The sequence below is a fragment of the Streptomyces sp. NPDC059788 genome (genome assembly GCF_042732265.1).
GTDB lineage: Bacteria > Actinomycetota > Actinomycetes > Streptomycetales > Streptomycetaceae > Streptomyces.
In genome coordinates, this window is the sequence record NZ_JBHWHY010000002.1 from 268518 (window position 1) to 285858 (window position 17341).

The window sequence follows — 17341 nt, forward strand, 5'->3', positions numbered from 1 at the left end:
CAGAGTGCCGCAGAAAGCGGTCATGATCTGACCTATTTCGTTCCTAGCGTGGCCGGTATGGGAGCACAGAACGCGGACAGCACCGGCACCGACCGCATCACCATCACCGGGGCGCGTGAGCACAATCTCAAGGACGTGGACCTGGAGATCCCCAAAGGGCGCATCACGGTCTTCACCGGGGTGTCCGGCTCGGGCAAGTCCTCGGTGGTCTTCGACACCGTGGCGGTGGAGTCGCAGCGCCAGCTGAACGAGACGTTCACCTGGTACATACGCAACCAGCTGCCCAAACACGAACGGCCGAAGGCGGACACCATCGAGCGACTCGCCCCGGCGATCGTCGTGGACCAGCGGCCCATCGGGGGCGGCGCCCGGTCCACCGTCGGCACGCTGACCGACATCCACGCGATCCTGCGGGTGCTGTACTCGCGCTGCGGCACCCCGAGCGCCGGCGAGGCCACCACGTACTCCTTCAACGACCCCGCCGGGATGTGCCCCGAGTGCGCCGGGCTGGGCCGCACCACCCGTATCGACCTCGACCGCTTCCTGGACACCGGCCGCTCCCTCAACGACGGCGCGCTCCGCTTCCCGCCCCTCGCCGTCGGCACGGCGGGCTGGCAGATCTACGCGGCCTCCGGCCTCTTCGACCCCGACAAGCCGCTGAACCGGTTCACGCCCCGGGAGTGGGACCTCCTCCTGTACGGCAAGGGCTTCAAGGTCAAGCGCGGCGAGCAGGCCTACAACAACACGTACGAGGGACTGGTCGAGAACTTCGACCGGCGCTATGTGAAGCGGGACCTGTCGGCGCTCGCCGAGAAGACCCGGCAGATGGTGCGCGGCTTCGTCGAGGAAGGGACGTGCCCGCTGTGCCAGGGCGGACGGCTCACCGCGGCGGCGCTGAAATCCCGGGTCGCCGGACTGTCCATCGCCGAGATGGCGGCACTGGAGGCCACCGAACTGAGCCGGGTCCTGCGGGGCATCGACCCGGCGGACGAGCCGGTGGGCGCGGCCATCGCGGCGCGCGCCGTCACCGCGCTGGACCGGCTCACCGACATCGGCCTCGGCTACCTCAGCCTCGACCGCCCGGCCGGCACCCTGTCCGGCGGGGAGGGACAGCGACTGAAGACGGTGCGGCACCTGGGCAGCAGCCTGACGGGCATGACGTACGTCTTCGACGAACCGAGCGCCGGGCTGCACCCCGGTGACGTACGCAGGCTCAACGACCTGCTGGTGCGCCTGCGCGACAAGGGCAACACCGTGCTCGTCGTCGAGCACGACCGGGACGTCATCGCCATCGCGGACCACGTGGTGGACATGGGCCCGGGGGCCGGGACGCAGGGCGGCGAGGTGGTCTTCGCCGGGACGGTGCGCGGGCTGGCGGCGGCCGACACGCCGACGGGGCGGGGACTGCGGCGCGTGACGGGCGTGAAGGAGGAATTCCGTACGCCGGGTGGCTGGCTGACCGTACGGGACGTGACGCTGCACAACCTCAAGGGCGTCGACTTCCGTGTGCCCACCGGGGTGCTCTCGGTGGTGACGGGCGTGGCGGGGTCGGGGAAGAGCACGCTGGTGTCCGGGGCGTTCGTGGGCGCCCACCCGGAGGCGGTCGTCGTCGACCAGTCGGCGATCGGGGTGTCCGCGCGGTCCACACCTGCCACGTATCTCGGGGCGATGGACGCCGTACGCACGCTCTTCGCGGGGGCCAACGGCGTGCCGGCGGGGCTGTTCAGCTTCAACGCGGCGGGGGCGTGCGAGGCGTGCCGGGGGCGCGGAGTGATCCACACGGACCTGGCGTACCTGGACCCGGTGACCACGACCTGCGAGGTGTGCCGGGGGCGGCGCTTCAAGGACGAGGTGCTCGGGCTGACCCTGCGGGGGAGGTCGGTCGCGGACGTGCTGGAGATGACGGCGGTGGAGGCGGTGGCGTTCTTCGGGGCGGACGGCTCCGCTTCGGGCGATCCCGCTTCCACCGGTGGCGACGAGGCGGCGGGGATCGTGCGGAAGCTGGCGTCCCTGGTCGAGGTCGGGCTCGGCTACCTGACGCTGGGGCAGTCGGTGTCCTCCCTGTCGGGCGGCGAGCGGCAGCGCCTCAAGCTGGCCACCCGGCTGCACCGCACGGGGAGCGTGTACGTGCTCGACGAGCCGACGACCGGGCTGCACATGGCCGACGTGGACGGACTGCTGGAACTGCTCGACCGGCTGGTGGACGGCGGCAACACCGTGCTGGTCGTCGAGCACGACCTCGACGTGGTCAAGCGGGCGGACTGGGTGGTCGACCTGGGGCCCGGCGGCGGCCGGCGGGGCGGCGAGATCGTGTTCGCCGGGACACCGCGCGACCTGCTGTCGGCACACGGCTCGGCCACGGCCGCCTGCCTGCGGGCGTCACTCGACGGTGCGCTGTAGCAGGCCCCAGGTGAACTCCGCGACGGTGTCCCGCGGTTCGCCGTTCGCGTCGGGCGCCGTGAAGGCGAGCCGCCAGCGGGTCGGTGCGGTGCCCTCCATAGGGCGGGCCGGGGCGAAGGCGCGGGCCACCTCGTCGACCGTGCAGGACCAGGGCACCAGGTCGTCGGCCGTACGCAGCGCGGGGGCGGCGGCGCCCGGCGCCCGGACGAGCCACGCGTTCCACGCGGTGCCCCGCGGGCCGGTGAGGACCTCGAAACGCAGATCGGGCCAGAGCGGTACGGGCCAGGTCAGCGCCTCGCAGGTCAGGTCGCCGATGCGGCGGGTGGCGACGGACTCGGGGCGGCCGAGCAGCGAGCGGTAGCGCCGCACCTCGCCGCGGGAGCGGGGCGAGTGGGCCCACGCCTGCCAGCGGCGGTTGGCCTCGCGCAGGTCGGCGCGGGAGGCGCCGAGGGTGCGCAGCGCGTCCTCGACCAGGCCGGGCTGGTGGTCGGCCATGCGGCGCAGCAGGACGAGCTGGAAGGCGAGGGGGCCGTCGTCGGGGCCGTCGTCAGGGCCGCTGTCGGGTCCGTTGTCAGTGGTGGGGTCCATGATGGACATGTTCGCGGACGGAGGGGGCGGGCGGGCCCGGTCAGGGCTCCTCGGGTGGGCGTTCGTCCGCGGGCAGACGGCGCAGGATGGCTTCGTGTTCGGTCTCGGTGACCTGTTCACCGCAGGAGGGGAGGAGCTGGGGAATGTTGTCGAGAATCGGGTAACGGCGGCGCAGCCGCGGGTTGTAGAGGGCGTCGCCCGGGACGAGCAGGGACAGCGGGCCCTTGTCGATGGGGCAGGCGAGGATCTTCAGCAGCGGGTCGTCGGGTGTCATGCCTCAGCTCCGGGGGAGGTCGGGTTCCGTTGGCTCGGGGTGGAGGTGATCGGGTCGGGCATGCTCGGGGCGGGGCGGGTGTGCTCGGGGCGGGCCGGTAGGGGGCGGTTCGGTTCAGGGTGGCTCTGTTCGGGCGGGTTCCGTTCGGGGCGGTTCGGTTCGGGCCGGTTCGGTTCGGGCGGGTTCCGTTCGGGCCGGTTCGGTTCGGGGCGGGCCGGTCTCCTGGACGGCGGAGGTGTCCTGGTCAGGAGAGGTGTCCTGGTCAGCAGAGGCGTCCTGGTCGGCTGGGCCGTCCTGGCGGGGCAGGGCCAGCAGGACGAGTACGGCGACCGCGGTGCCGCCCAGGCGCAGGCCGAGGCGCAGGGGGTCGGCGGGCAGCGGCTCGCCGAAGGCGACCGTGCCGCAGGCGACGGTGAAGACACAGGTCACGGTGGTGCAGACCGGGACAATCAGGGAGGCGCGGCAGCGTTGGAGCGCGGTCTGCGACAGCACCAGACCGACCGCGCCGGTGAAGAGCAGCAGATACGGATAGGGGGAGGTGAACAGGTCGCGGACGGCGCCCGCCGGGTCGCGCGCGCTCAGCAGTCCGGAGACGCCCTTGATGGCGAGCGAACTGACGCCGTAGAGCAGGCCGACGGCCACCCCGTAGGGCACGCCCGAGGACGGCTGGCGGTGGCGGCGCCGGGCGCGCTGTTCGGCGGCACCGTACAGCCACAGCCCCGCGGCCAGTGAGGGCAGCGCGATGGCGAGCAGCGTGCCGGTGGGGGCGGTGCGGGTGACGGTGCCGGCGCCGCTGCCCTGGAGCGACGCGACGACCATGCCGAGCGCGAGCAGGATCGCCAGGATGCTCTGCCGTTCGCGGCCGGTGGTGCGTTCGCCGAGGAAGACGGAGGACAGGAGGAGCAGCAGGACCAGGCCGGAGACGAAGATGCCCTGGGCGGCGGCGATGGGCAGGGTGCGGTAGACCGCGAGCTGGGCGGCGAAGCCGGCGGCGAGGGCGAGCGAGCCGCCCAGCCACAGCGGGCTGCTCAGCAGGTGGCGGACGAGCCGGGCGGGCTGCCGGGTGCTGAGTGCGGGCAGCGCGGACAGGGCGCGCTTCTCCAGCACGAACCCGGTGCTGTACAGGACGTTGGCGAGCAGCGCGGACGCCACGCCCCACCACAGCACTGCCCTACTCCCTTCTCCGGCGGGCATGGACGAGCAGGACGGAGGCCAGCGAAGGCAGCCGGCAGGCCGCGCGGTCCAGAGGCCGCAGCGGACGCGGTACGTCGTGGTACGGCGCCCCCGCGATCCGTACGACTTCGAAGCCGCAGGCCGGCAGGAAGCCGCGCAACGCGCGGGCGGTGTAGAGGCGCAGATGGCCGACCACCTGGGAGCCGGGCCGGCCGTGGATGCCTCGCATGCTCACCTCCGAGAAGACTGGCTGGACTCCCGCCAGGAGGAGTCCGCGGTTGTACCAGGCGGCGAGATTGGGGGTGGAGAGCATCAGGTGACCGCCGGGGCGCAGCACCCGGCGCAGTTCGTCGAGGGCCGCGTCGGGGTCGACGAGATGCTCGATGACCTCGCTGAAGAGGACGGCGTCGGCGGTGGCGTCCGCGAACGGCAGCCCGCCGCCGCCCAGTTCGCCGCGTACGGCGTACGGGACGCGGGACGCCGCGCGGCGCAGCGCGTCCTGCGACCAGTCGACGCCGACGATGCGGTGGCCGGGCAGGACGGTGGCCGCGACGGCCGCGGCACTCCCGTCGCCGCAGCCGATGTCCAGGACGGTGGCCGGGGGCGCGCCGGGGCGTACGGGCCCCAGGGCGTGGGCCAGCATCAGCGCCTGGCGGCGGCTGCGGGCGTCACCCGAGGCGACGGGTACGGCGGGGTTCTCGTAGAACTCCCGTAGGCCGTCGGAGGGTTCGCGGTGCGCGCCGTCCCGGTTGGGGGTGGGGGCGGGAGTGGCGGTTGAGGCTTGCCGTGTCACGGGGCGCCTCCTGCGACCCCCGGCTTTCCGGGCCCCGGTTTCCCGGCCTCCGGTTCCCCGGGCCCTGGTTCTCCGGCCTCCGGTTCTCCGTCCCCCGGTTCCCCGGGCCCTGGTTCCTCGGCCTCCGGTTTTCCAGGCCCCGGTTCCCCGGGCCCCGGCCCCCCGCCCCCCGGCCGCCAGGAAGTGGCCGCGAGGGAGCGGGCGAAGAGGGAGCCCAGGCGGGCGCCCGCCTCGTCGTCCAGGAGCGCCCGCGACCAGCGCAGGGCCAGCTGGACGCGCCCGCCGACGGAGACGGTGGTGACGGTCAGGCCGCGCGGCATCCGGGCCGGGGCCGAGAACCACACGGCGGTGGGGCGCCCCGCGTCCCCGAAGTCGAGCGGATAGGGGATGCGGCCGATGTTGGACAGCAGCGTGGTGGACGCCAGCGGGGCGGCGGCGGTGCGCAGCGCTCGCGTGAGGACGCCGCGCGCGCCGACGGGGAGCACCGGTGCGGTCAGCAGCGCGGCGCCGAAACCGAGTTGGGAGCCCGGCGCGGCCTTCAGCGACCGGGTGCGGGCGGCGGTGCTCCGCAGCAGCCGGGCGACCGCCGCCGGGTCGGGCGGATCGGCGGTGAGCAGTGCGGCGTCCCGCCGTTCCGCCGGTCCGAAGCCGACGGAGACCAGGCGGGTGCCGTTGCCGATGGGCATGTCCGTACCGCGCGGGCGGTCGTCCACCGGCATGGTGACGACGACGGGGCCGCCCGGCCGTCCGTGGAGGTGGTTCCAGCGGGCCACCATCAGGCAGGTGGCGACGAGCAGTTGGTCGTTGACGGTGAAGGCGGCCACGCCGTCGGTGCGGGGCGGGCGGGCCGGCACGGGCAGCTCGACGATGAGCATGCCGTTGCCGTTGCCGTTGCCGCTGTCGCTGCCGGTCGCGCGGCGGCGCCCGCGGTCGGCGGCGATCCGTACCGGACGCTCCAGGCGGTGCCCGCCGAGCGGCGGCGCTTCCGGCGGCACCCCGCCCGCGCTCGCTGCGCCCCCGGAGGTCCCGGCGGCCCCGGTGGCGCGGACGGGCGGAGGTGCCGGGGAGTTGTCCGCGCCGCCGTAGAGCTGGGCGGCGGTGGCCAGCACCCGCAGGCAGGCCGGGCCGTCCAGCGCGGTGTGGTTGATGGTGACGAGCAGCACCGTGCCGCCGTTCCCACCGTCCCCGCCGCCCGCCCCCCTGTCGACGACCTCCAGGCGTACCGGCGGTGAGGCGTCCAGCGGCGGGCAGTCGGTCAGCGCCCGCTCCCGGGCCCGTTCGAGGGCGTCGGGGCCCGGCGGCGGGAAGACGACCGGGTCCACATCGGGTACGCCGGTCAGCTCCCACGCGTACCGCCGCCGCCACCAGCGGTGCGGGGCCTGTCGCATCAGGATGCGCGGATGCCGGCACAGCGCCTCCCGGAACGCCGCCCGCAGCCGGTCGGGGTCCGGCCGTCCGGGCAGGTGCACCTCGATGTGCACGGTCTCCGGTTCCTCGTCCGTGAGGCAGTGCCGGGTGATCTCGTCCACCACCGGGAACGGAACCCGCCGTACGGTCCGGCCCGCCGCACCTGGCGGCCCGTCCCCGGCCGGTTCCTGCCGTGCCGGCTGAAGTGCGGTCATCGGGTGGGTTCCTCCCCGCTGCGGTCGGATGGGTCGCTGCGGTCCGGTGGGCCTGACGGGCCTGACGTGCCTGACGGGCCTGACGTGCCTGACGAGTCCCGTGGTGACGGCGAGTCGGATGGGCTGGACGTGCCAGTGGTGCCAGTGGTGTCGGTGGCGCCGGACGGTCCGGACGCGTCGGACGGCCCGACGGGCCCATACGGACCAGACGCCCCGGACGGCGGCGCACCACCCGGCCCCGTCTCCTGCGGCGACCCGCCCCCCGGAGCCGCCCGCCGCCTCCGACGCCGCGGCAACGGCGGCGCGGCAGGCCCTGACGGCGCGGCAGGCCCCGGCGGCCCCGCCCCCACCCCCTCAGCCCCCGACGCCCCTGCCCCTCCCGCTCCTGCCCCTTCCACCCCTGCCCCTTCCGCCCCCGACGCCCCCGCCTCTCCCGGCGCCCCGGCCATCGCCGGTTCCGCGCCCGGTCCGGGGACCGCTCCCGCGTGCGCCCCGCGCCGCGCCTTCGCGCGCGGCACCGTCACCACCGCCGCGGCGAGCGCCAGCAGGGCCAGCGCCTGGGCGGTGGCGCTGAAGGCCCCGGCGTCCGCGGCGGCCGGTTCGCCCGCGCCGAGGGCCGCGGTGATGCCGGCCCCGGCCATGGCCGACAGCGCGAGGGGCACGAGCAGCCCCGGCCGGAATCGCGCCACCAGCGCCAGCAGCGGCACGATCGCGGCGTACGGGCCGGCGGCGAGCGCCACGACCACGGTGAGGGCGACGGCCCCCAGCAGCCAGGACGGCGCGGGCGGCGCCGGTGGCTCCTGCGGGGTGCGCGGTGCCCGGCGTACCAGGGCGGAGCCGATGAGCACGACGATGCCGAGGGCGCCGCCGAGCAGTCCGAGGTCGTACGTCGTGGACGGCTCGTACGCCAGTTTCACCAGGCCGCTCTCGCCTGCCGGGATCAGGAACCCCTGCTGCCAGCCGTCGAGCCGGACCGGTGACAGTTCGCGCCCGTCGAGCGTCGCGTGCCAGCCGTCGTTGGCGTTCTCGTACATCTGGAGGTACGCGGCTCCGCCCACACCCACCCGCACCGACCGCCGGTCGCCCGCCCAGTCCTGTGCCGTCACCGTGCGCCGCCCGATGGTCGGCGCGGGGGCGCTGCCCCGGGTGAGGGTGATGTCCGTCAGCGCCAGCGGGCCCTGGTCGCCGGCCTCCACCCGGTGCTGTCCGGAGGGGAGGGCCAGCTGTCCGTCGCGTGCCGCGCCCGCGCACAGTTCGACCTTGACGGGCCGGCGTCCGGTCAGGTCGCGGACGTATCCGGAGGCCTTGGTGGCGTGCAGGGTGCCGTCCACGGCCAGCGGCGGGCCCTCGCCGCACGCGAGCGAGAAGCGGTCGCTCGCCGAGGGCGGCGGGGTGCGCAGCGCGTCCAGGGCCGGGATGTAGACCTCGCTCAGTCCGACGGGCAGTTGGAGGGCCTGGTCCGCGACCGGGTTGTGGACGGTGAGCTCCTTGGCCTTGCTGATGGTGATGTCGAGCCGGTCGGTGGTGATGGGGTCGAAGCGGGCCTGGCCGTTCTCGTCGACGTCCGCGGTCGCCGCCCCGTCGGGCGAGTTGACGAGGATCTGTTCGGGGCGGGTGGACAGCCCGCCCGCCGCGGCCAGCACGATCTGGTCGATCTTGCGCTTGCCGGGCCAGCGCAGGTGCAGTGTCGGTTTGCCGCCCGCGATCCAGGCGGTGGTGAGGTCGCCGTCGACGAGGTTGCGGGGGCTGAGGGAGCGGCCGGAGCCGAAGGCGGTGGAGTCGGCGGTGACGGTGATCCGCTGCTTCTGTCCGGGGGCCACGCGGTCCAGCAACTGGTCGAGTTCGGGTCCCGGTACGGCCAGTGCGCGCGCCGCGACCTCGTACGACGCGCCGGCGCCGGTACGGAACTGGCGGTGCAGCCCCACCTCGGCGGATACCGGCGACAGGCCGCCGGGGTCGCTGCCGCGGTGCAGGGAGTACGTCGCGGCCGGGGCCGTCGACTTCTCGGCGTCGGCGGGGAGCCGCAGCAGCCGGGTGACCTGCACGCCCGGTACGGACACCTCGGAGAACCCGGCGCCGGACAGTCCGGCGCGCGGCGTCTGCGACCCGGTGATGGTGATCTTCAGCCACTTCGCGAGGCCGGCCGGCGCCCTGACCCGCTGCCGGGCCCCGTTGGTCAGCAACTGGCTCTCCACACTGCCCCGGTCGGTCTGTACGCGTACGGCGGTCGGCGCCGCGCGCGTCCCGTCGCCGGGCAGCGGCGTCAGCGTGATCATGGTCGGGACGGGCGTGGGCCGGGTGAAGCCGACGCGCAGCCACTGGCCGACGGGCTCGCCCGCGCTGCCCTCGGCCCAGCCGGTGTCCGGATCGCCGTCGAAGGCGTGCACCGGGTCGTACTGCGGCAGGTGGAAGAGCCAGTTGCCGCTGCTGGACGCGGTGACGGAGGCGGCGCCGCGCAGCACCGCGGTGGTCTGGTGCGCGATGCCCTCGGACGGCAGGATCTGCCGCGGCGGGCGCCCGGGGTCCTGGACGCTGTCCGGGTGATTTCGCTCGCCGGGCGTATACGTATAGGACGTATGGGAGTTGACCAGCCCGAACCGGGTGTCGGCACGGCGCAGCCCGTCGCCGGTCAGCTGGAGCGGCGGAGTGCCGACGCCCGGGTGGTTGTCGCCGGTCAGCACGGCCGGGCGGGCGCGCAGCGCGGGGTCGGCGGACAGCGGGAGCAGCGCCTCCGGCCCGCCGCTGACCTGGACGGTGTCCGCGACGGGCTTGGCGGTGACCGGTCCGGGCCGCGGGGTGTCCACCGGTTCGTAGATCTCCACCGACCGCTGGCGCGGGTACAGGCCCTGGATCTGCACCGGTGTGCCGGGGGCGATCTTCCCGTCCGTGGCCAGCGGGCCGAACCCGGCCACCTTGCGGTAACCGGACGCCTCCAGGGTCCGTTTGACGGTCTGCGTCGGCACGTAACCGATCTGGTCCGGGTCGAGGTCGTTGCGTACGACGACGTCGTACAGACCGGCCCGGTGCAGGTAGTCGCGCAGTCCCGGCACCTCGGAACCGGACATCAGGGCCTGTTCCACGGCGTCCAGGGCGCGCCGTACGCCCGGCGTGCCGAACGGCACGAAGTCGCGCTGCGCCCACCGGGACCGGGCCAGCACGTCCAGGGGCTGGTCGATGGGCGAGCCCCAGGTGTAGATGCCGTGGGCGGTGGCGGGGACGACGAGGGCGCGGTTGTCGGGCGTGTTCTTCTCCAGCCAGTCGGCGGTCCGCTCCCAGGCGGACGGCAGCCTCTTGAAGGCGCCGGGCTGGAGGACGGTGCCGTCGAGGTACGGCAGGGCGAGCGCGGGGAGCGTCAGCAGCGCCACGATCAGCGGGAGGTGGCGGCGTCCGGGGACGCGCCGGGTGCCGCGCCGCTCACCGGCCACCCCGATCAGGTGCGCCAGGCCGAACGCGAGCGCCAGCGCCAGGCCGGGCTGGAACTTGTAGATGTTGCGGAACGGCCGCAGCCAGCCGTCGAGCCAGTCCTGCCACAGCCCGTGGAACGGGCCGCCCAGCGAACCGGCGTACCCGGTGAGGCAGATACCGGCCACGACCAGCACGGTCAGCAGCAGCCAGCGCCGCTCCGGCACGTCCCGGCGGGCCAGTCCGGCGAGGCCCAGCGCGGCGGCCAGTGCCGAGCCGATGATCGCGAAAGCCCCTGCCGCCATGGTCCAGCCGGCCGGCAGCCAGGGTTCGCCGAAGTTGAGGTAGCCGGTCCAGTTTCCGGCGCCGCGTAGCAGCTCGGTCGCGGACATGGTGCCGGTGGTGGTCCCGGCCTGTTCGATGTACGGCATGAAGTTCTCGCCGTGCACCCCGAGCAGCAGCAGCGGCACCGCCCACCACGCGGTCGCGAGGACGACGCCCGGTATCCACCACAGCAGCAGCGACCTGCGCCGGGGCCCGGTACGGATCAGCACGTAGAGGAGGACGGGCAGCAGCGAGGCCAGCGTCGAGGCCGCGTTGACGCCGCCCATGAACGGGATGAGCAGCGCGGAGCGGGTGGCGGCCAGGCGTGGAGTGACGCGGTGGCCGGTGAGCGGCAGCAGCACCCAGGGGAGCAGCGCGCCGGGCAGCGCCGCGGCGGATGTGGAGCCGACGACCATGGTGAACGTCGGCCACAGCGCGTACGCGACGGCGCCGAGCAGCCGGGCCGGTGGGGAGCCGACGCGCAGCCGCTCGGCCAGCCGCAGCGCGCCCCAGAAGGCGGCGGTGACGATCAGCGACATCCACAGCCGCTCGGCGAGCCACACCGGAAGGTGCACGAGGTCCGTCAGGGCGTAGTACGGCAGGGACGGGAACGCGTAGCCGATGTACTGGTCCGTGATGCCGCCGAACCCCGCCCGGTCGTGCCACAGCTGACCCAGGTCGCCCAGGAACCGCCAGGGGTCGGTGGTCACCCCGAGCTTCGTCTCGAAGGTCATCTTCCCGAAGGACGGGGCGAGGAAGAGCACGAAAGTGACGGCCCAGAACGCCAGGAGCCAGCGCCGGGACCGGGGCGGGCCGGGCGGCGGCGCGCCCGGCGCGGACGCCGGGGTGCCTCCGGCGTCCGGCGATCCCGGTGAGCTGGGCACGAGCGTCTGGGTCATGGCAACCGCCGCAGGATGAGGAGGAGGTTCCAGGTGGCTACTTCGCGTACGCCCGGCAGGCGCGGGATCGTTTCGGCGAGGAACGGCGCGTAACGGGAGCGGGCCGTCACGATCCATACGTCCTCACGGGCCCTGACCTGGCGCAGCGTCCGCCCGACGTGCAGCGCGAAGAGGTTCTCGCCCAGGGTGTGCTTGGCCGCCCGCCCGGTACGCCGCCGGTAGCGCTCGCGGGCCCGACGGGCGCCCAGGTAGTGCCACGGCGCCGTCTCGTGCCCGCCCCACGGGGAGAGCCAGTTGGTGAACGACAGATAGATCAGGCCGCCGGGCCGGGTGACCCGCACCAGCTCGCTGAGGAAGGTCCGCGGGTCCGCCACGTGCTCCAGGACGTTGGAGGAGAAGCAGATGTCGGCGGCGCCGTCGGCCAGCGGGAGGAGGTAGCCGTCGGCGAGCACCGCGCCGCGCGGCGGGCGGCCGCGGGCGGTCAGTTCGCGCGGGTCGGGCTCGAAGAGGAAGCCGTGCGCGCCGCGGCGCCGGAACTCCTCGGTGAAGTGCCCGCTGCCGCCGCCGATGTCCGCGACGACGCGGCCGGCGAGCGGCTCGTACCGTTCGATCTGGTCGGCGGCGTCCCGCGCGAGCAGGCCGTAGCAGTGCTCGGGGTCGTGCTGCTCGCGCAGGAAGGCGCGGAAGAGGGTGAGAGATCTGCGCAGGGAAGGGTCCCGCACCTCAGCATCACCGCCCGGCGGGGAGGTCGAGGTGCGCCTCGGCGTACGACTCGCCCGCCACCGCCCGGAAGCTGCGGACCGTGGCGCTCCACCGGAACCGGGCGGCCCGTCGGGCGGCGGCGGCGCCCAGGGCCAGCCGGCGCGGGTGGCTGAGCGCCAGCGTGCACCAGTGCGCCGCGAAGGAACTCTCGCCGCGCGCCAGCAGCCCGGTCACCCCGTTGTCGACCGAGTCGCGCAGGCCGGGGATGTCGAAACCGACGGCAGGGGTGTGCCGGGCAGCCGCCTCCATGACCACCAGGCCCCAGCCCTCGACCAGCGACGGATGCAGCAGCAGCCAGGCGCGGCACAGGAGTTCGTGCTTGTCCTGCTCGCTGATCCGGCCCGTGAAGTGCACGTCGGGCCCGGCCAGGGCCGCCAGACGGGCGCGCTCGGGACCGTCGCCGACGATCACCAGCCGGCCGCCGGTGACCGGCCGCACCCGCTCCCACAGGCGCAGCAGCAGGTCGACGCGCTTGTACTCGACCAGCCGGCCCATGGCCAGGAACAGCGGCTCCGGCGACTCGGGGAGCAGCGGCCCCGGCTCCTCCACACCGTTGTGCACCAGCCGGATGCGCTCGCGCTCCACACCGAGCCCGCGCAGCGCGGCGGCGGTCGAACCCGACACGGCGACCATGAGGTTGCCGCGGTGGGTGCCCGCCAGCGCCCAGTGCTCCAGACGGCGGCCGAGCCGGGCCGCGGGCGCCGGGTAGCGCATCCCCCACAGGTCCGTGTGGACGTGGTTGACCAGGCACAGCGTCGGTCCGCTGTGCCACAGCGGGGACAGGTACGGCATGCCGTTGCAGACCTCGACCAGCAGGTCGCACGCGCCGATCCGACGGCTGAACTGCCGCCGCACCCGCAGGTAGTGCCCGGCGTCGCCACCGGCGGAGAGCACCCGGTAGCCGCGGTCGGCAGCCGGACCGCCGCACAGCAGGGTGACCTCGTGGCCGTACGCGGTCAGCCCCTCGGCGATGCGGTCGACGAGCAGTTCGGAGCCGCCGGCCGCGGGGTTGCCCAGGTCGCGGCGGGCGAGGAAGACGATGCGGTGGGGGAGCGGGGGTGCCTGCCGTGCGGGGGGTGCGGCTGGTGCCTGCCGGGTGGCAGGTGTCTGCTGTGCGGGCGGTGCGGGCGGTGCTGGGTGTGCGGCGGACAAGGACGGTCGTACGTGCTGGGGCATGTGCGCTCCAACTCGTCTCAGGGTGCGGTACCAGTGGTGTGGGGGGACGTACTGCGTACTGAGTCGTGCGGACCTGCCGGCCTGGGACTGCGACTGCGGACTGCTGCTTGCGGACTGCGGACGGGAGGTGGGGGCCGGGTTACGGGGATGTCGGTGCGTGAGCTGGATAGTTTTCGCCGCCCTGTTCGATGCGGCTACTCACCGGCGTGACAATTTCGGCCCCGGCTCCGCCTGACGCCTCATCACTTCGCGCAGGATCAGCTGAACCGCCGCCTCCCGCGTATCACCAGCACCACCCCGAAGAGCGTCAATCCGCCGCCCGCCACGGCCGCCGCGAGCGGCGCCGTCTCGCCGACCGTCTTGAGCCGGGTGCTGTCCGCGTCGGCCAGCGCCACCTGCTTGCGCTGCGTCGCGGGCGTGAACTCGATGTCCGTACCGCGCAGCAGGGTCACCGCGTCGGCCCGCGCGCCGGGCGCCCGCAGCGTCTTGTGCGGGGAGACCGACGCGTCGATGATCCGCCCGGTCCGCTGGTCGACGACCAGCTCGATACCGCTGTTCGCGTACCACTCCTCGGCCTGGACCTGGCCCTGCCGCGGCCGCCCGACCAGCCGTCCCGGCACCTGCCGGCTGCCCGTCCTGGTGGGCTCGACGGTCCCCGTGAAGCGGTAGCCCTCGTACCCCTGCACATGCTTGGTGCCGGCGAAGCGGAGCGGGACCGCGGCGCCGAGCGTGGCATCCCACCAGCGGTAGGTCCGGCGCTGCACATCGAAGGGGAACTTGAGGTAGGCGTCCCCCTCGAAACGGGTGGGCGCCTCCTCGCAGCAGTGCACCGGGGCGTTGGTGCGCCGGTCGGTGACCCACCGTTCCAGCGTCCACTGGAACGCCTTGCGCGGGTCCCTCAGCTCCAGCGTCACCGGGGTGTCGACGGTCGTGGACACGTCCCACACCGCCCGGCCGCTGCGCTCGCTCTCCGGCACGTCCCCCAGTACGTGCCGGGTGATGGTGATCTTCTGCCGGTTCCTGGTCCGCAGCGTCCCGGTGTCGAAATAGCTGCCGGTTCCGGTGAAGACGGTGGTCGCGTCGATGTCCACCGGGGTGCGCTGGGCGCGTGGCGTCACGTACCAGGCGAGCATCGGGGCGAGCACCAGGAGGAAGACGCCGACTCCCAGCAGGACCAGGGAGAAGGGCGAGGCGGTCTTGCGCATACGAGCACTCCTGAGGGCTGCGGGGGCAGTGCACGTGCGGCGTGGCGGTCGGTCCGGGGAACGGGCGGGAACCGTAGGCGACTGCTTGACATGCCGTCAATGCCTCTGGACACTCGGCAGGCACCGCGGCCGACGCGGACCGGGCCGGGCCGGTGCGCCGCGCAACCCTCGACGTACCCGCCACGAAGGGGATCGCCGCGCCATGCACAGACTCCTCGCCGCCGTACTGACCTCGCTGGCCGCCGCCGCCCTCGCCGTCGGCGCCGCCCTCGGCCTCGTCGCCGTCCTGAGCGCCACGCCCGAACAGCCGAACGTGCCCCTGGTGACCTTCGACCGGACGCCCTAGGAGGTCGGCAGGCGTGGTGGAGACCGTCCGCTCGGCCTGGCACGACGTACCACCCGCGCAGGTACGGGAGTTCGCCTCCCGCGCCCTCGACGAGGTCCCGGCACTCGCCCGGCGCATCCTGGCCGAGATCCGCCGCGAGTACCCCCAACTGCCGCTCGCCCTAGACGAGTACGGCGAGCCGCGCGCCCTCACCGGCATCCGGCAGTCCCTGGAACACTTCGTCGAGCACATGTCCGCCGGGCTGGACCGCCCGCACGTCCACCCCCGCATCTTCCAGGAGTTCGGCCGCGGCGCGGGCATCCAGGGCCGCAGTCTGGACGCCCTCCAGGCCATCTACCGCCTCGGGGTACGGCTGGCCTGGCGGCGGCTGGCCGAGATCGGCCAGCAGGTCGCGATCCCGGCACCCGCCATGTACGAACTGGCCGAATCGGGCTTCGAGTACCTGGACGGGCTGGTGGCCGAATCCGTACGCGGCTTCGCCGAGGCCGCGGCCCGCCAGGCGGGCGAACGGCTGCGGCACCAACGGCGGCTCATGGACCAGCTGTTCGCGGCCGGGGCGCGGGCGCACACCGCCCCCGCGCTCACGGACCGCGCGGCACGGATCGGCTGGACGCTGCCCGAACGGGTCGCCGTGGCCGTACTGCTGCGCCCGGCCCGCGAGTCCGTCGCCCCGGCCGTCGGCACGGACGTCCTCCTGGACATGGAGTGCGAGCGGCCCCGCATGGTGGTGCCGGAGCCGGACGCCGCCGGGCGCAGCGAACTGCTCCAGCGGGCCACCGCCGGGTGGTCGGGAGCGCTCGGCCCGGCCGTACCCCTGGCGGACGCGGCGAAGTCACTGCGCTGGGCGGGCGCGGCGGTCGATCTGATGGAGCGGGGACTGCTGCCCGCCGGGCAACTGCTGCACTGCACCGAGCACACCGAGGCGCTGGTCCTGCTGCCGCCCGAGGAGCTGATCGAGGACCTGACCCGGCGGCGCCTGGAGCCCCTGGCGCACTGCGGGCCCACCCACGGACGCCGGCTCGCCGAGACCCTGCTGGCCTGGCTGGAGACGCGCGGCGGCGCGCCCGAGGTGGCCGCCCGGCTCGGCGTCCACCCGCAGACGGTGCGCTACCGGCTGCGCCAGATCCGGGAGCTGTGGGGCGACGAGGTGGACGACCCGGACCGCCGCTTCGAACTGGAGCTGGTGCTGCGGGCCCGTCGGCTGCGCGGCGAACTCAGCGTGCCGGGCGGCCCTCCCTGCCCTCGTTGAACATCTCGAAGCCGTCGAGCAGCCGCGCCAGACCGAACTCGAACATCGCGTCCAGCCGCAGCGTCCCCGCGTCGTCGATGCCGTTGATCCCCTCGTACATGGGAAACGAACCGGAGCCGATGATCCGCTCGTACTCCGGCTCAAGCGACGCCATCCACTGTTCCCGGTCCATGCCGGTCCGCTGCTCGGCCTCCAGGTCCTCCTCCAGCGAGACGGCCGTGCCGCGTACGTGGTTGAGCAGGGTCATGGCCAGCCGCAGCCTGGTCAGCGGGTCGAACTGCGTCATCGTGGCCATGGTCCACTCGATGAGGACCATCGCGTGCGGCATCGGCTGCGGGCGGGTGAGCGACAGGTACTGGGCGACCCACGGGTGCCGCTGGTACAGCTTCCACTGGAGGCGGGCCCCGGCCTCCATCCGCGCGCGCCAGTGCGGCGGCGCCGGGTCGGGCAGTTCCACCTCGGCGAAGGTGGCATCGGCCATCAGCATGACCAGCTCTTCCTTGTTCGCCACGTGGCGGTAGAGCGCCATCGAGGACGCGCCGAACTCGGCCGCCACGCGGCGCATCGACAGCGCGCGCAGCCCTTCCGCGTCGGCGATCCGGACGCCGGCCCGGACGATGCGTTCGCGGCTGAGGCCGGGGCGGGTGCCGAGGGCGTCGCCGGGGCCGGGGGCGTCGCCGTGGTCGAGGGCATGGCCGGGGGCGTCGCCGCCACGTACCCGGTGCTGGGGCCCGCCGTCCGCGCGCGCACCGGTGTCCGCGACCACCGTGCCCACTCCCGGCACGGCCCGGACCAGCCCGTCCTGGCGCAGCGCCGTGAGGGCCTTGGTCGCGGTCGCCATCGCGACCCCCCACTCCTGGGTGATCCGCCGCGTCGAGGGCACGCGGTCGCCCGCGGCCAGCTCTCCCGCGTCGATGCGCCGCCGGATCTCCGCCACGATCCGGCGGTACGGGGGTGCGGGCGAACGGTCCACGGTGACCACCTCCGTACTAGTGCACCAGGGGTGCGAGGCTAGCAGGGCCCGGGGTGACGCCGGTGAAAGCGTCCTAGGTGCACTAGTGTGATGCACGCCCAAAGGCTCTGTCTCGGCTATGGTTTGCGCCGTAAGCGGGCACTGTCTACGTTCCT

The 17341-nt window shown here is 74.2% G+C and carries 13 protein-coding genes; 3 read left to right on the plus strand and 10 right to left on the minus strand.

What is annotated here, in order from left to right; genetic code table 11:
- The first annotated feature begins 57 nt into the window (after positions 1-57).
- Complete coding sequence (locus tag ACFV57_RS03075; RefSeq protein ID WP_385225041.1) at positions 58-2400, plus strand: ATP-binding cassette domain-containing protein; 2343 nt, start codon at positions 58-60, stop codon at positions 2398-2400.
- On the opposite strand, the gene ACFV57_RS03080 is transcribed toward ACFV57_RS03075, so the two are convergent.
- From ACFV57_RS03080 to ACFV57_RS03120, 9 genes are all read right to left on the minus strand, one after another.
- Entirely contained in the window at positions 2380-2988 is a 609-nt protein-coding gene (locus ACFV57_RS03080; protein ID WP_385225043.1) for a hypothetical protein, read from the minus strand. The two genes, ACFV57_RS03075 and ACFV57_RS03080, sit on opposite strands and share 21 nt — an antisense overlap.
- A gap of 40 nt (positions 2989-3028) precedes the next feature.
- A complete protein-coding gene (locus tag ACFV57_RS03085; protein ID WP_385225045.1) occupies positions 3029-3262 on the minus strand; it encodes a Trm112 family protein in 234 nt (77 codons plus the stop codon).
- A 114-nt stretch (positions 3263-3376) separates the two neighbouring features.
- Positions 3377-4426, minus strand: coding sequence for a hypothetical protein (locus ACFV57_RS03090; protein ID WP_385225150.1), 1050 nt, complete (start codon positions 4424-4426; stop codon positions 3377-3379).
- A gap of 7 nt (positions 4427-4433) precedes the next feature.
- Positions 4434-5228, minus strand: a complete 795-nt coding sequence (locus ACFV57_RS03095; RefSeq protein WP_385225047.1) for a class I SAM-dependent methyltransferase — start codon at positions 5226-5228, stop codon at positions 4434-4436.
- On the minus strand, positions 5225-6850 hold the full coding sequence (locus tag ACFV57_RS03100; RefSeq protein WP_385225049.1) for a condensation protein: 1626 nt from the start codon (positions 6848-6850) through the stop codon (positions 5225-5227). Before ACFV57_RS03100 ends, ACFV57_RS03095 begins: the two co-directional genes overlap by 4 nt.
- On the minus strand, positions 6847-11475 hold the full coding sequence (locus ACFV57_RS03105) for an alpha-(1->3)-arabinofuranosyltransferase family protein (RefSeq protein WP_385225051.1): 4629 nt from the start codon (positions 11473-11475) through the stop codon (positions 6847-6849). Before ACFV57_RS03105 ends, ACFV57_RS03100 begins: the two co-directional genes overlap by 4 nt.
- Complete coding sequence (locus ACFV57_RS03110; RefSeq protein WP_385225053.1) at positions 11472-12197, minus strand: class I SAM-dependent methyltransferase; 726 nt, start codon at positions 12195-12197, stop codon at positions 11472-11474. Before ACFV57_RS03110 ends, ACFV57_RS03105 begins: the two co-directional genes overlap by 4 nt.
- Positions 12198-12204: 7 nt before the next feature.
- The gene (locus ACFV57_RS03115) at positions 12205-13413 is read right to left on the minus strand and encodes a glycosyltransferase family 4 protein (protein ID WP_385225055.1); all 1209 of its coding nucleotides are present in this window, start codon (positions 13411-13413) and stop codon (positions 12205-12207) included.
- Between the two features lie 257 nt (positions 13414-13670).
- Complete coding sequence (locus tag ACFV57_RS03120; protein ID WP_385225057.1) at positions 13671-14618, minus strand: DUF3068 domain-containing protein; 948 nt, start codon at positions 14616-14618, stop codon at positions 13671-13673.
- Positions 14619-14820: 202 nt separating this feature from the next.
- Between ACFV57_RS03120 and ACFV57_RS03125 the strand changes: the two genes are divergently transcribed.
- Positions 14821-14964, plus strand: a complete 144-nt coding sequence (locus tag ACFV57_RS03125) for a hypothetical protein (RefSeq protein WP_385225059.1) — start codon at positions 14821-14823, stop codon at positions 14962-14964.
- A 13-nt stretch (positions 14965-14977) separates the two neighbouring features.
- Entirely contained in the window at positions 14978-16213 is a 1236-nt protein-coding gene (locus tag ACFV57_RS03130) for a helix-turn-helix domain-containing protein (protein WP_385225061.1), read from the plus strand.
- Here ACFV57_RS03130 and ACFV57_RS03135 read toward each other — a convergent pair.
- Positions 16179-17186 carry a GntR family transcriptional regulator gene (locus tag ACFV57_RS03135; protein ID WP_385225063.1) on the minus strand — a complete coding sequence of 336 codons (1008 nt, stop codon included), beginning with the start codon at positions 17184-17186 and terminating at the stop codon, positions 16179-16181. The two genes, ACFV57_RS03130 and ACFV57_RS03135, sit on opposite strands and share 35 nt — an antisense overlap.
- Positions 17187-17341 lie beyond the last annotated feature (155 nt).

Coding starts and splice junctions, on each gene's coding strand:
- ACFV57_RS03115 (WP_385225055.1), bottom strand. CDS start 13,413: ATGCCCCAGCACGTACGACCGTCCTTGTCCGCCGCACACCCAGCACCG.
- ACFV57_RS03120 (WP_385225057.1), bottom strand. CDS start 14,618: ATGCGCAAGACCGCCTCGCCCTTCTCCCTGGTCCTGCTGGGAGTCGGC.
- ACFV57_RS03125 (WP_385225059.1), top strand. CDS start 14,821: ATGCACAGACTCCTCGCCGCCGTACTGACCTCGCTGGCCGCCGCCGCC.
- ACFV57_RS03080 (WP_385225043.1), bottom strand. CDS start 2,988: ATGGACCCCACCACTGACAACGGACCCGACAGCGGCCCTGACGACGGC.
- ACFV57_RS03085 (WP_385225045.1), bottom strand. CDS start 3,262: ATGACACCCGACGACCCGCTGCTGAAGATCCTCGCCTGCCCCATCGAC.
- ACFV57_RS03105 (WP_385225051.1), bottom strand. CDS start 11,475: ATGACCCAGACGCTCGTGCCCAGCTCACCGGGATCGCCGGACGCCGGA.
- ACFV57_RS03075 (WP_385225041.1), top strand. CDS start 58: ATGGGAGCACAGAACGCGGACAGCACCGGCACCGACCGCATCACCATC.
- ACFV57_RS03100 (WP_385225049.1), bottom strand. CDS start 6,850: ATGACCGCACTTCAGCCGGCACGGCAGGAACCGGCCGGGGACGGGCCG.